Source organism: Umezawaea sp. Da 62-37, assembly GCF_032460545.1.
Lineage (GTDB): Bacteria > Actinomycetota > Actinomycetes > Mycobacteriales > Pseudonocardiaceae > Umezawaea.
The window spans coordinates 893,091-906,745 of the sequence record NZ_CP135965.1; the positions used below are offsets into that span (position 1 = coordinate 893,091).

General features: G+C 71.0%; 11 protein-coding genes. 4 read left to right on the plus strand and 7 right to left on the minus strand.

The window, feature by feature from the left end:
• Positions 1-102: 102 nt before the first annotated feature.
• Positions 103-282 carry a hypothetical protein gene (locus RM788_RS03810; RefSeq protein WP_315930084.1) on the minus strand — a complete coding sequence of 60 codons (180 nt, stop codon included), beginning with the start codon at positions 280-282 and terminating at the stop codon, positions 103-105.
• 122 nt (positions 283-404) lie between these two features.
• On the opposite strand from RM788_RS03810, the gene RM788_RS03815 reads away from it, so the two are divergent.
• The 3 genes from RM788_RS03815 (at position 405) to RM788_RS03825 (ending at position 3,164) form a co-directional block, all read left to right on the plus strand.
• On the plus strand, positions 405-773 hold the full coding sequence (locus RM788_RS03815; RefSeq protein WP_315930085.1) for a DUF1330 domain-containing protein: 369 nt from the start codon (positions 405-407) through the stop codon (positions 771-773).
• Positions 774-1,006: 233 nt separating this feature from the next.
• On the plus strand, positions 1,007-1,885 hold the full coding sequence (locus RM788_RS03820) for a universal stress protein (RefSeq protein ID WP_315930086.1): 879 nt from the start codon (positions 1,007-1,009) through the stop codon (positions 1,883-1,885).
• Positions 1,886-2,186: 301 nt separating this feature from the next.
• Entirely contained in the window at positions 2,187-3,164 is a 978-nt protein-coding gene (locus RM788_RS03825; RefSeq protein ID WP_315930087.1) for an Acg family FMN-binding oxidoreductase, read from the plus strand.
• Positions 3,165-3,465: 301 nt separating this feature from the next.
• On the opposite strand, the gene RM788_RS03830 is transcribed toward RM788_RS03825, so the two are convergent.
• The 6 genes from RM788_RS03830 to RM788_RS03855 form a co-directional block, all read right to left on the minus strand.
• Positions 3,466-4,554 carry an acetate/propionate family kinase gene (locus tag RM788_RS03830; protein ID WP_315930088.1) on the minus strand — a complete coding sequence of 363 codons (1,089 nt, stop codon included), beginning with the start codon at positions 4,552-4,554 and terminating at the stop codon, positions 3,466-3,468.
• Between the two features lie 4 nt (positions 4,555-4,558).
• Positions 4,559-6,934 (minus strand): phosphoketolase family protein, encoded by a 2,376-nt coding sequence (locus RM788_RS03835; protein ID WP_399343035.1) that lies wholly within the window; start codon positions 6,932-6,934, stop codon positions 4,559-4,561.
• 105 nt (positions 6,935-7,039) lie between these two features.
• Positions 7,040-9,604: a cation-translocating P-type ATPase gene (locus RM788_RS03840; RefSeq protein WP_315930089.1), complete on the minus strand. Its 2,565-nt coding sequence runs from the start codon at positions 9,602-9,604 to the stop codon at positions 7,040-7,042.
• Positions 9,585-10,067 carry a universal stress protein gene (locus tag RM788_RS03845; RefSeq protein ID WP_315930090.1) on the minus strand — a complete coding sequence of 161 codons (483 nt, stop codon included), beginning with the start codon at positions 10,065-10,067 and terminating at the stop codon, positions 9,585-9,587. Before RM788_RS03845 ends, RM788_RS03840 begins: the two co-directional genes overlap by 20 nt.
• On the minus strand, positions 10,064-12,685 hold the full coding sequence (locus RM788_RS03850; protein WP_315930091.1) for a bifunctional acetate--CoA ligase family protein/GNAT family N-acetyltransferase: 2,622 nt from the start codon (positions 12,683-12,685) through the stop codon (positions 10,064-10,066). Before RM788_RS03850 ends, RM788_RS03845 begins: the two co-directional genes overlap by 4 nt.
• A complete protein-coding gene (locus RM788_RS03855) occupies positions 12,682-13,191 on the minus strand; it encodes a universal stress protein (RefSeq protein WP_315930092.1) in 510 nt (169 codons plus the stop codon). The genes RM788_RS03850 and RM788_RS03855 overlap by 4 nt, the downstream gene beginning before the upstream one ends.
• A gap of 194 nt (positions 13,192-13,385) precedes the next feature.
• Between RM788_RS03855 and RM788_RS03860 the strand changes: the two genes are divergently transcribed.
• A complete protein-coding gene (locus RM788_RS03860) occupies positions 13,386-13,616 on the plus strand; it encodes an SHOCT domain-containing protein (RefSeq protein WP_315930093.1) in 231 nt (76 codons plus the stop codon).
• The last annotated feature ends 39 nt before the right edge of the window (positions 13,617-13,655 follow it).

The window sequence follows — 13,655 nt, forward strand, 5'->3', positions numbered from 1 at the left end:
TGGTGCGTCGACGCTGTCGGTCATTGCTTCCCCCGAAACGAGTTGTCGCCGCCGGATCGCCCGGCACCGCCACGACGGTAATGACGACGGGCACCGGATTCGTCAGCCCCAGTGCGGACGTCGCGGGTAGTCCTCGCGGGGGACGGATCGACCGCAGGGGCAGGCCAACCCGGACATCTGCTGGGTCGTCCGCATGTCGATCGTCACCCACTGCGGCGTCACAGTGATGGCCCCCTCCCCCATGGGCTGCCAGATCGTCGCCGGGATCATCGCGACCGCCACGTGCTGATGCTCCTCGTGTCGACCCGTGTCCATCCGTCGAACCCGAGCAAGTAACTTGCGTGTCGATTAACAAGTATGCGTACAGTGGCCGATGTATGGATGCCCACTCCAGGAGGTTCCCGATGATCGAGATCGACGACCGCGAACTCGACGCGCTGCTCGCCGGCGACCCCGGTGGCCCGGTCGTGATGCTCAACCTGCTGCGATTCCGGCCGGACGGCGGCCGCGAGAGCTACCAGCGCTACGCCGAGGCGCTCGGTCGGTCGATCAACGCGCGGTACGACTTGACCGTGGAGTACCTGGGCGACGGTGGGCGTGCGCTGGTCGCCGAGGACGGACAAGCATGGGACATGGTCGTGCTGGTCCGCTACCCCGGTCGGCAGGCGTTCGTCGACATGATCCGCGACCCCGACTACCAAGCGGTCGCCCACTTGCGCAGCGAAGCGCTGGTGGAGTCGGTGCTGCAGCCGACCACGCCAATCGCGGTCTGATCCGGCGGTCTTCGTCCACGGCAGCCCGCATACGCGCGCCGACCGGGCGACTTAGCGGTACAGCCCCGTCGTTCGGCCAGAGCACAACGACTCCTGTGCAGGGCGCTGGGAGGCGTTCTGCCCAGGACCTCCGGCAGCAGTCCCGGACCGGTGCCGAACCTAGCCTCGGTGGTGGAGCACACCACGGGCGCCGGGCACCTCCGGTGGCGGTGGTCGACGGAGGAGAATTCCTGATGGACAACCTGGTCGCACCTCCCGTGGTGGTCGGCGTCGACGGTTCCGCCACCGCGCTGGACGCGGTCCTCTGGGCCGCGGACGACTGCGCACGCCACCACGTCCCGCTGCTCCTGGTGCACTGCTACTCCCTGCCCACCCGCGGCTACCCGGACATGCTCGTCGACGCGCAAGGGCTCCTCACGACGCTCCAGGACCTGGGGACGCAGTGGCTCGACGAGGCCGCGGTCGCCGCACTCGCCGCCGCACCCGGCATCACCGTCCAGACGAGGTCGGTGATGGCGCCGGACATCTCCCAGCTCATCGACGAGTCGGCGCACGCCCGCATGGTGGTTGTCGGCTCCCGAGGCCTCGGCGGGTTCACCGGCATCCTGCTCGGCTCCACCGCCGCCGCGCTCGCGGCCCACGCCCACAGCCCGACCGTGGTCGTGCGCGGCACCACCACCGCCGACGGACCCGTCGTGGTCGGTGTGGACGGTTCGCCCACCAGCGAGGCGGCGATCGGGTTCGCCTTCGAGGCCGCGTCGGTGCGGGAAGCGCCGTTGACCGCCGTGCTGTCGTGGACCGACCCGCTGCTCGAGGACGCCGTGCAGGCCACCCACTTCACCGCGACCGAGATCGAGGCCGTGCAGGAGCGGGAAATCCTGCTCGCCGAGCGGCTGGCCGGGTGGCAGGAGAAGTACCCGGACGTGGCGGTGGAGCGCATCGTCGTGCGCGACCGCCCGGTCCGCGCGCTGCTGCGGATCGCCGAGCACGCACGGCTGCTGGTCGTGGGCAGCCGCGGCCACGGCGGCTTCACCGGCATGCTGCTCGGCTCCACCAGCCAGGCGCTGGTGAACCACGCCCCGTGCCCCGTGGCCATCGTGCGACCGGTGTGAGACGTCGACGCACTCGCCCTCGAACGGCTCCGTCCGCCCGCGCCACCCACCCGTCACCGGAGTAGGTGCAGTGCCCGGCCACGCCGACCCCGAAGAGTGCCCGCCATCGACCGGGTCGGGTGACGTGACGTCGACATCACATCGATTCATCAAGTTCGGCCTCAACGGTCGGGCCCTTGGACTCTCCGCAGCGACACATGACGGCGCAACGGTAGAAGGTGTCCGACACCGATCATTGCACCCGAACAGGAAGTGGCCCGCCATGCGGCACCAGGGACCCGATGACGACACCATCCGCTCCGTGATCGCGTTGGCGGGCCGCGCACCCTCGATCCACAACTCGCAGCCGTGGCGCTGGGTCGCCGGCGACAACTCGCTGCACCTGTTCGCCGACCGGAGCCGCCACCTGCCCGCCGTTGACCCGGACTGCCGCGACCTCCTCATGAGCTGCGGCGCGGCGCTGCACCACCTGAGGGTCGGGTTTGCCGCGGCTGGGTGGGACACGACCGTGCACCGACTCCCCAACCCGGCCCAACCGGACCACCTCGCGGCCGTGGAGTTCACGTCGAGGAACCCCACCGCCGAAGACATCGCGCTTTCGTCGACCATTCCCCGCAGGCACACCGATCGCAGGCGGTTCACCTCGTGGCCGGTGCCCGAGGGTTTGATCGGCTTGGTCGCCGAACGCGCGGGCGCGCAGGGCGCGATCGTCGTCGCCGCGACGGACCCGGACGACCGGTTCCGGCTGGCTTCGGCGATCGCCGACGCCGCGCGACAACAAGACGCCGACCCCGAGTACCGGAGCGAACTCGCCGCATGGGCGGGTCGCGGCTCCGCCGCCGACGACGGTGTCCTCGCCTCGAGCACCCCTCGAACGACCGTGCCGCACGGGGACACCACGATGCGCGCGTTCCCCGACGGCGTGCTCGCCCAGACGCGGGAGGGGTGGGAGGACGACGCCGGCGAACTGCTCGTGCTGGCGACGACGATGGACGACCACGTGTCCCGGCTGCGGGCGGGCGAGGCGATGAGCGCGGTGCTGCTGGCCTCCACGGCCCTCGGTCTGGCGACCTGCCCGCTCAGCCAGCCCCTGGAGGTCAGGGGCATCCGGGAACTCCTGCGCGCCACGGTGCTCGGTGGTGTCGCCTCCCCCCAGATGGTGCTCAGGATCGGCTGGGCTCCCACGGACCAAGAGCGGGTCCCTGCGACTCCACGCCGAGCCGTCGACGACGTTCTGGCCGGCTCTGGCGACGGTCAGGCGAATCCGTGGACAGGCTGAGCCCGCCGACGACGTCCGGACGACGGTGCCGGTCTCCGTCCGCGCGTGCAAGCGACCGAACACGGCGGACAACCGGCTGTCGGTGACGACCCCGACGAAAGGCGGTCGTGACGACCACAGCGGTTCCGCGCGCGTACCGATGACGTTGCCGAGGCCAACTGGGAGTCGTTGGACTTCGACAGGTTGTCCACCGCGGTCAAGACCTCCCTCTCCTGAACGGAGGCGAACCCTGCCTCGACCGGCGTGTCACGCTGGTCGGGGCAGGGTTCGCCCACAAGCAATCTCAGTTCCGTCTCCCGATTCACCCGTCGAGCAGCGTCCGCGCCTCGTGAGCGATCCGCAGGTCCTCTCGTGCGGTGACCACGACGGTGTGCACGGCCGCGCCCACTGCGGAGATGTCGGCGTCCCCCTGAGCGGCGTCGTTGCGCCGGGAGTCGACAGCGACGCCGAGGAACGCGAGCCGTTCGGCCGCCCGTCGTCGCACCAGCGCGGAGTGCTCGCCGACGCCGCCGGTGAAAGCCAGCAGGTCGAGCCCTCCCGCCGCGACGGCCATGGCGCCGATCGCGCCCGCCAACCGGTGCACGGAGACGTCGATCGCCAGCAGCGCGTCCGGATCACCGTTCTCGGCCCTGGCCTCCACATCGCGCATGTCCGCGGTTCCCGCCAGCGCCAGCAGCCCGGACCGCTGCTCCAGTGCGGTGGCGACCTCGTGCGGGGTCAGGTGTTCGTGCTCCTCCAGCCACAGCAGCAGTCCGGGGTCGACGGTGCCGGACCGGGTCGCCATGACCAGGCCCTCCAACGGGGTGAAGCCCATCGTCGTGTCGACGCTGCGGCCGTCCACGATCGCGGCCAGCGACGCGCCCGCGCCCAGGTGGCAGGACACGATCCGCGGCGCGTCCAGACCCGCGACCTCGGCCGCGCGGCGAGCGCAGTGGGCGTGCGACAGGCCGTGGAACCCGTAGCGCCGGATCGCGTACCGCTCGCGCCACTCACGCGGGACCGCGTAGGTAGCCGCGGCCTCGGGGATCGTGCTGTGGAACGCGGTGTCGAAGCACGCGACCGCGGCCACGTCGGGCAGCAGCGCCGTCACGGCGTCGAGCGCGGCGAGGGACTTCGGCTGGTGCAGCGGCGCGAGGTCGATCAGGTCCTCCAGCCCGGCCCGCACCTCGTCCGCCACTCGGACCGCGCCGGTGAAGCGCGTGCCGCCGTGCACGACGCGGTGCCCGACCACGTCCGGCGCGGGCCATGCCCGCAGGACGTCGGCCAGCCGGGCCGTGTCGATCCCGTCCGTCCCGGCGGACAGGTCCTCGCTCCGCACGAGGGAGTCGTGCTCGTCGAGCAACCGCAGCTTCACGCTCGACGAGCCCGCGTTGACCACCAGCACCCGCACCGGTTCAGCCCCGGTCCGGCCAGGTCCAGCCCGAGATGGCCGGGTCGTCCTCGCCGTGCTCACGCGTGTACGCGCGGGCGTCGAGCCGGGCGTCCTCCATCCGCTGGCGCAGCACCGCCGCGCGGCTGCCCAGCGACGGGACGCGGTCGATGACGTCCATGACCAGGTGGAAGCGGTCCAGGTCGTTGAGCATCAGGATGTCGAACGGCGTGGTCGTGGTGCCCTCCTCCTTGTACCCGCGCACGTGCAGGTTGTGGTGGTTGGCACGGCGGTAGGTGAGCCGGTGGATCAGCGACGGGTAGCCGTGGAAGGCGAAGACGACGGGCTTGTCGGTGGTGAACAGCGCGTCGAAGTCGCGGTCGGACAGGCCGTGCGGGTGCTCGGTGTCGGGTTCCAGGCGCATCAGGTCGACGACGTTGACGAACCGGACCTTCAACTCCGGCAGGTGGGTGCGCAGCAGGTCCGTCGCGGCCAGGGCTTCCATCGTGGGCACGTCGCCCGCGCACGCGATCACCACGTCCGGCTCGCCGTCGGTGTTGCCCGCCCACGGCCAGATCCCGAGTCCCCGCGCGCAGTGCGCGACGGCCTCGTCCATGCCGAGGTAGGTCAGCGCGGGCTGCTTGCCGGCGACGATGACGTTGACGTAGTGCTTGCTGCGCAGGCAGTGGTCGGCCACCGACAGCAGGGTGTTGGTGTCCGGCGGCAGGTACACCCGGACGATCTCGGCCTTCTTGTTCACCACGTGGTCGAGGAATCCGGGATCCTGGTGGGAGAACCCGTTGTGGTCCTGGCGCCACACGTGCGAGGACAACAGGTAGTTGAGCGACGAGATCGGTGCGCGCCACGGGATCCCGCGGGTCGTCTTGAGCCACTTCGCGTGCTGGTTGAGCATCGAGTCGACGATGTGGATGAACGCCTCGTAGCAGTTGAACAGCCCGTGCCGCCCGGTCAGCAGGTAGCCCTCCAGCCAGCCCTGGCACAGGTGCTCCGACAGCACCTCCATCACCCGGCCGTCCGGCGCGAGGTGGTCGTCGCCGGGCTGGGTCTCCGCGTTCCACGCGCGGTCGGTCACCTCGAACACCGCCGACAGCCGGTTGGACGCGGTCTCGTCCGGGCCCATGATCCGGAACCGGTCGGGGTTGCGGGTGATGATGTCGCGCAAGAACCCGCCGAGCACCTTGGTGGCCTCGCTGGACTCCACGGCGTGGTGCTCGACCGGCACGGCGTGGTCGCGGAAGTCGGGCATGGTGAGGTCCTGGCGCAGCAGTCCGCCGTTGGCGTGCGGGTTGGCACTCATCCGCCGGATCCCGCGCGGCGCAAGCGCCCGCAACTCCGGGATCAACCGGCCGTCGGCGTCGAACAGCTCCTCGGGCCGGTAGCCGCGCATCCACTCCTCGAGTTGCGCACGGTGCTCGGCGTTGCTTCGTGTGGCGGCGAGCGGCACCTGGTGCGCGCGGAACGTGCCCTCGACCGGCATCCCGTCGACCACCTTCGGCCCCGTCCACCCCTTCGGCGTGCGCAGCACGATCATCGGCCACAGCGGACGCTCGTGCGGGCCGCCGGTCTCGCGGGCGGCGCGTTGGATGGCGACGATGTCGTCGAACACTACGTCCAAAGTGGAGGAAAGCAGCTCGTGCACGGCCATGGGGTCGTCACCGGCCACGAAGTGCGGCGTGTAGCCGTACCCGCGCATCAACGCGGCCAGTTCCTCGTCCGGGATCCTGGCCAGCACCGACGGGTTGGCGATCTTGTAGCCGTTGAGGTGCAGCACCGGCAGCACCGCGCCGTCGGTGACGGGGTTGAGGAACTTGTTCGAGTGCCAACTGGCCGCCAGCGGCCCGGTCTCGGCCTCCCCGTCACCGATCACGCACAGCACCTTGAGGTCCGGGTTGTCGAACGCCGCGCCGAACGCGTGCACGAGGGCGTAGCCGAGTTCACCGCCCTCGTGGATCGAGCCGGGTGTCTCGGGCGCGACATGGCTGGGGATGCCGCCGGGGAAGGAGAACTGCCGGAACAGCCCGCGCATCCCGTCGACGTCCTCGGTGATCGAGGAGTAGACCTCGCTGTAGGTGCCCTCCAGGTAGGCGTTGGCCACCAGACCTGGCCCGCCGTGACCGGGACCGGTCACGTACAGCGCGTTCAGGTCGCGCTCGTTGATCACCCGGTTCAGGTGCGCGTACAGCAGGTTCAACCCCGGAGTGGTCCCCCAGTGCCCCAGCAGCCGGGGCTTCACGTGCTCCGCCAGCAGCGGTTCGCGCAGCAGCGGGTTGTCCAGCAGGTAGATCTGCCCGACCGACAGGTAGTTCGCCGCCCGCCAGTAGGCGTCGATCAACTCCAGATCGGGCCGCGTTCGGATCGGTGCCGGTTCGGTCAGCGTCACGGGAAACCCCTCGTCGGATGGCCGCCGCCGAGCGGCCGCGTCACCACCAGCCTCGCCTGCCGCCCACGTGCGGAGCAGTACCCGTGGTCCCCGTCGGGCGGGGACCTAAGACCCTGGGACCTCCGATCGCGACGCCGACACGCGGGAGACCCACTTCGCCAGTTCGACCAGAACGAACGTGATCAGCGCCAGCACTGCGACGAACCCCCAGGCACTCCAGCCGATCGGCGCGGTGTGGAACAGGGTGTTCATCACCGGTAGATAGGTGAGCAGCAGTTGCAGCACCACGGTGGTGCCGATCCCCGCAAGCAGCCACGGGTTGGCCAGGAAGCCCACACCGGACCGGAGGTTGTCCAGTGACCGGCAGTTGAGCAGGTAGGCGATCTGGGCGGCCACGAACGCGTTCACCGCGACTGTGCGTGCTTGGTCGAGCGACGCACCTGCGGCGAGCTGCCAGTGGAACGCCGCGAAGGACCCGACGAGCAGGATGGCCGATACGAACAGGATGCGGCGCACGACCTGGGGGGTCATCAACGGCAACGACGGCGGCAAAGGTGGTCGGCGCATGACGTCCGGCTCACGGGGTTCGAACGCGAGGGTCAGGCCGAGGGCGACCGCGGTGGTCATGTTAATCCACAGGATCTGCACCGGCAGGATCGGCAGCGCCGTGCCGAGCAGGACCGCGGCGAGGATCACCAGGCCTTCGGCCATGTTGGTCGGCAGCGTCCAGATGATGAACTTGCGCAGGTTGTCGAAGACCGCGCGCCCCTCCTGCACCGCGGCCCTGATCGAGGAGAAGTTGTCGTCGGCCAGCACCATGTCGGCGGCCTGCTTCGCCACTTCCGTGCCGCCGCGCCCCATGGCGACGCCGATGTCGGCGCGACGCAGGGCGGGTGCGTCGTTGACGCCGTCGCCGGTCATCGCCACGACATGTCCCTGGGCCTGGAACTCCGTGACCAGCCTCAGCTTCTCCTCCGGCGTGACCCTGGCGTACACGGCGTCGGCGGGGATGTCGAAGTGCTCGGCGATGGCGCGGGCGGTGGCCGGGTGGTCACCGGTGATCATTCGCACCTCGATGCCCGCCGCGCGGCACTCCCGCACGGCCTCGATCGCCTCCGGTCGCGGCGGGTCGTGCATGGCCTGCAAACCCAGGAGGACCACGTTTCCGCGCAGGGCCTCCTCGGTCAATGCGGCACCGTCCGGCAGTCGGGCGGTGGCGATGGCGAGCACCCGGAGGCCGCCGCCTGCGAGATCGTCGGCTTCGGCGCGGTCGGTCTTACCAGCGAGGTCGAGGATCCGTTCGACCGCTCCCTTGAGGTAGACCAGCCCAGCGGGGTGCAGGGTCGCCATGTACCGGCGGTCGGAGCTGAAGGGCAGGACGTCGAGCCGGGTCGGCACGTCGTCGGGTCCGAGCCCGGCCTTGCGCGCGGAGACCACGAGCGCGGCCTCGGTGGGGTCGCCGACGGCGGACCACTTCTCGTCCTCGTGGACGATCCGCGCGTCGTTGCAGGCGAGTCCCGCGAGCAAGCACTCCCGTGAGGCGGTGTCGACGGGCGGCTCCACATCGCCGTCGGGGTCGTACCCGATGCCGGTCAGGTCGTGGCGGACTCCACCTGCCACCACGACCCGGACGGTCATCGCGTTGGCGGTGAGCGTGCCGGTCTTGTCGGTGCAGATCATCGTGGTGCTGCCGAGGGTCTCCACGGCGGGCAGCCGCCGGACGATCGCCTGCCTGCGCGCCATCCTGGCCACGCCGATCGCGAGCGTGACCGTGACGGCGGCCGGCAGTCCTTCGGGGATGGCGCCGACCGCGAGCGCGACGGCGGCGGTCACCATCGACCCGAGTGGTTCCCCGCGCGCCAGGCCGACGGCCACGCTGAGCGCGGCCAGTCCGAGGATGACGAAGGTCAGGAGCCTGCTGAACCGGTCGAGCTTGCGGGTCAGCGGTGTCGCCACCGTCGCGGTGGCGCCGACGAGCTGGTGGACGTGGCCGATCTCGGTGTCCGCGCCGGTCGCGACCACGATCCCGCGGCCGCTGCCCGCGGTGACGAGGGTGCCGGAGAAGGCCATGTTGACCCGGTCGGCCAGCACGGTGTCCGGTGGCAGCTCCGCCGGGTCCTTGCCGACAGGCGCGGATTCCCCGGTCAGCGCCGACTCGTCCACGTCGAGTTCGCCGGTGCGCGAGAGCCGCAGGTCGGCGGGGACCTTGTCCCCCGCCTCCAGCGCCACGAGGTCACCGGGTACGAGGTCGTCGGAGGACACCCGCGAGGCGACGCCGTCGCGCACCGCGGTCGCCTCGGTGCGGACCATCGCGGCCAGCGCGTCCAACGCCCGCTCGGCCTTGGCCTCCTGGAGGAACCCGATGACCGCGTTGACCACGACGACGGCGAACACGACCGACGCGTCGACGGTCTCCCCGAGCAGCGCGGTCAGCGTGGCCGCGGCCAGCAGCACGTAGATCAGCGGGTGGTTGAGCTGCGCCAGCAACCGGAGCACCCACCCCTGGCGGCGTTGCGGGGGCAGGGTGTTCGAACCCAGCTCGACCAGTCGCAGGGCGGCCTCCGCGCTCGACAACCCGCGCTCGGAGTCGGTTCCTGCCTGCCGGACGACCTCGTCCACCGACATCCGCTGCGGACCGACCCGCGGCCGGTCAGCCGTGGTCAGCGGCATGGCCAGCGGCAATCCTGGTGTCCAGCGGGGCGGTCCGGGCCGGGATGAGCACGACCGGCACCGTCGCGTGCCGCACGCAGAGCGCACTCGTGGAGCCGAGCACGATGTCGCGCAGCCGGTGGCCGGTGTGCGAGCCCACGACCAGCAGGTCGGCATCACGCGAAGCGCTCTCCAACACTTCCGCCGGGATGCCGCGAAGGCATCGCCGCAGGACCACCGGCGGATCCACCCGGCCGAGCACCGCGTCCCGGACGGCTTCCTCGACCAGCGCCTCGGACGACGCGCGCGCGTTCCGCTCGGCCGTCTCCGTCCAGTCGGTCAGGGGTTCGTAGTCCCACGCGTTGACCACGTGCACCGCGCAGCCGCGGATCGCGGCCTCGTCCAGGGCCCACCGCAGAGCTCCGGTCCCGGCCGGTGATCCATCGACCCCGACCACGATCGGTTTGGTGTCGGACCGGTTCATGACGCCACTTCCTTCGTGAGTCGCTGGACGTGCAGGCCGCGCAGGAACGGGTCGACCGGTTCGACGGGTGCCACGCGGACCCGTGCGTCGACGATGAGGCACCGGCCGTCGGAGACGATCACCGGGTTGAGGTCGAGCTCGGCGACCTCGGGCAGCAGCTCGGCGAGCCTGGCCACCCGGAGCAGCAGATCGCGCACCGGTCGTTCGTCGATGTCCGCGAACACCTCGGCGGATCCACCGAACCCGCGCAGCAGGTCGTCCGCGTCCATTGTGGACAGCGGTGCGAGTGCGCACGCCCGGCGGTCGACCAGGTCGGTGTCCACGCCGCCGAGCCCGGTGACCACGAGCGGCCCGAAGCGCGGATCGTTGACCACCCCGACCAGCAGCTCACGGCCGCCGGTGACCATGGGCTGCACGAACGCACCGCGCAGGCGCGTGCCGAACCTGCCTCGGAACTGTTCGAACGCGGCGGTCACCGCGTCCCGGTCGGCCAGCAGGAGGGAGACGCCGTGGCCCTTGGTCTTGTGGAGCAGTCCGGTGACGACCGCTTTCAGCGCCACCGGGGAGTCGTAGGAGCGCTGGGCGGACACCGCGCCCCCAGGCGTGGTCGCGAGCACACCGCCCAGCACCGGCAGTCCGAACGCCCGCAACAGGACGATGGCCCGATCAGGATCCAGCCATCCGCCTGCGGAATCGACGGTCAGGTGGTCGGCGACGACGGCGCGCGCGCCTGCCAGGTCGATCCCACCTAGGTCGACGTGGTCCGGCTCCGGGCGTGCCAACCACTCCGCCCGTTCCACCAGCCGGGCCAGGACGAACGCCGCCCACATCGGATCGGCGTAGCACGATACGCCCGCCGGAGTGGTCTCCACCGACATCGCCTGCCCGGCCCGAACGGCCAGGATCGGCTTCCCGACCCGCAGCCGGTGGATCGCGGTCGCCGGATCCCCCAGCGCGGTGGGGACGGTGACGACGATGACGGCGTCCACGGCCGGATCCGCGGCGATCAGGTCCAGACACCGGGCGAAGGTCTCCTCGTCCACGACCGCGCCGGTGTCGACGGGGTTGTGCGGGCTTGAGGTAGCGGGCATCGCCTCCCGCAACGCACGGGTCGTGCTTTCGGACAGCTCCGCCATCGTGAGGCCGTGGGTCACGCAGGCGTCCGCGGCGAGCACACCAAGTCCGCCGGCGTTGCTCAGCACCGCGACCGACCTGCCCAGGGGCAGCGGCTGCGAGTCCAATGCGGCCAGGACGTCCACCAGTTCGGTCACACCGTCGACCGCGATGATCCCGGCCTGCCGGAACAGGGCATCCCGCGTCGCGGACGGGGTCGCCGTCGAGGCGGTGTGCGACGCGGCGGCCCGCTGTCCCTGTTCGGTGGTCGCGGAGCGGATGGCAAGCACCGGCTTGCGGCGCGCCACCCGGCGTGCCAGCCGGGCGAACTTGCGGGGGTTGCCGAAGGACTCGAGGTAGAGCACCACCGCGCGGGTGCGCTCGTCGCGCTCCCACCACAGCAGCATGTCGTTGCCGCTCACGTCGTACTTGTCGCCAGCGGACACGAGGTTGGAGGTGCCGCGGCCGATCCGGTTCAGCTGCTCGGAGACCGCGATGGCGATGCCGCCGGACTGCGTGATCAGACCGACGTCCCCGGCGGCGGCGCGGGTGCGGGTGAACGTCGCGTCCATCCGCACGTCGGGCGCGCTCGTCGAGACACCGAGGCAGTTCGGGCCGACCAGCCGCATCCCGTGCGCGTGGACGGCGCGCATCAGGCCTTCCACGAGTTCGGGGTCGTCGGACAGGCCTGAGGTGATGACGACGAGCGCCTTCACCCCGTGCCGGCCGCACTCCTCGGCGATCCCCGGCACGAGCTTCGCCGGGACGCACAGCACGGCCAGCTCCGGGGCGGGTGGAAGATCGAGGACCGAGTCTCGGCAAGGGATTCCGAGCACGTGGTCGGCGTGGGGGTTGACGGCGAGGAGATCGCCGGCGAAGTCGCCCGCGAGGAGGTTGCGCAGCACCGCGTTGCCGACCGAGGACGACGACCGCCCCGCGCCCACCACCACGATCGACGTGGGTTCCAGCACCGCGCGCAGGCTCTCGACGTCGGCGGTCGACTCGCGGTCGGCGACCAGGTCCAGGTAGTGCCCGACCGGGTCGAGGCCAAGGTCCACGTGCGCCACGTCGCCGTTCGCGGTGACCGTCCACACCAGACCCAAATCGGTGAGGACCCGCACCGCGTGGGAGTCGGCGGCGGACACGTCGGCGGTGAAGCGGCGCACACCGTGCCGTCGGGCGAGTGAGGCGAGGTGTTCGAGCAGCAGAGTGCCGACTCCTCTGGTCCGCGCCGACGGCGCCACGGCGAACGCCACCTCGGCGCTGTCCGAGTCACTCGCGGACACGCAGCTCGCGACTCCGAGCAGATCATCTTCGCGGAACGCACCGATGGCGAGATGTCGAGAGTGCTCGTCGCGTGCCGGAGCGCCGAACAGGCCGAAGTGCCGATCACCTTCAGGCAGCGCGCGGAGCAGGTCCGACAGCGCGTCGGTGTCCGACAGGCCTAGCTCCCGCAACGACACCGCAGAACCGTCCACCAGCAGCGCCCGGACGCCCCCGCTCACAGCAGAGGTCCGGGAGTCGCGAACGTGCCGGAACCGACCATGGACGACGTGTCCCCGCGTGGCAACGGTTCCCGGACCACCACGACCGGGCAGGCCGCGTGGCGCACGCAGTGCGCGCTCACCGACCCGAGCAACGCACTCCTGACCGGTCCCCCGCCGCGGGTGCCCACCACCAGCAACGCCGCGTCCTTGGAAGCCTCGACCAGCGCGGGCCCGGCGTCCTGGGTCACCAGCACCGTGCGGATCCCGCCTCCCGCGTCCATATCCGCCACGGCGTCGTCGAGCACTCGGCGCCACCGGTCGTGTTCCCGCTCCGGCGTCGACTCGGCCAGCAGGTCGGGTGTCACCGCGCCGATCATCATGCCGTAACCGCCTTGCCAGGCGAGGATCGCGTCGATCGCACAGCCGCGTCGTCGGGCTTCGTCCACCGCCCACCGCAACGCCGCACGGCTCACGGCTGATCCGTCCACGCCGACCACGATCGGCCGCGAGTCGAAGTCGTCCATCGCTCGGTCCTCCTCAGCTCACCCCGAGCCTGGTCCACCCGGTGCCGCGGGAGCAGTGGCCGCGGTCCCGCGCGGACGAGGACCTTCGACCCTGCGAGCCGAGGCAGGTCCGCGCGCGGCGCGGGCTGTCGGCCTCTGGAAGTGGTCTCCCACCGACAGCACGCTGAGGGCAACCGGGCAACGAGGAGCGGGACGTGCACTGGTACCAGAGCTACGGGATGGGCTGGATGGGATTCGGGTTCACGGGGATCGTGATGATCCTGCTGTTCTTCGGATCGGTGGCGGGGCTGATCACCCTCAGCCGCAGGATCCGGAGCGGGATGCCGACCATCTCGGTGGAGGCCGTCCTGGCCGAACGGCTGGCCAAGGGCGAGATCGACGGGGACGAGTACGAGCGCCTACGCCGGTTGTCGCGGGCACGATGAGCGGCCTCGACCTCGGAACACCGCGCCTGGCCCTCGACC

What these genes read in the sequence shown, in the direction of transcription:
- RM788_RS03815 (WP_315930085.1), top strand. Translation starts at nt 405, where the DNA reads ATGATCGAGATCGACGACCGCGAACTCGACGCGCTGCTCGCCGGCGAC.
- RM788_RS03820 (WP_315930086.1), top strand. Translation starts at nt 1,007, where the DNA reads ATGGACAACCTGGTCGCACCTCCCGTGGTGGTCGGCGTCGACGGTTCC.
- RM788_RS03840 (WP_315930089.1), bottom strand. Translation starts at nt 9,604, where the DNA reads ATGCCGCTGACCACGGCTGACCGGCCGCGGGTCGGTCCGCAGCGGATG.
- RM788_RS03845 (WP_315930090.1), bottom strand. Translation starts at nt 10,067, where the DNA reads ATGAACCGGTCCGACACCAAACCGATCGTGGTCGGGGTCGATGGATCA.
- RM788_RS03855 (WP_315930092.1), bottom strand. Translation starts at nt 13,191, where the DNA reads ATGGACGACTTCGACTCGCGGCCGATCGTGGTCGGCGTGGACGGATCA.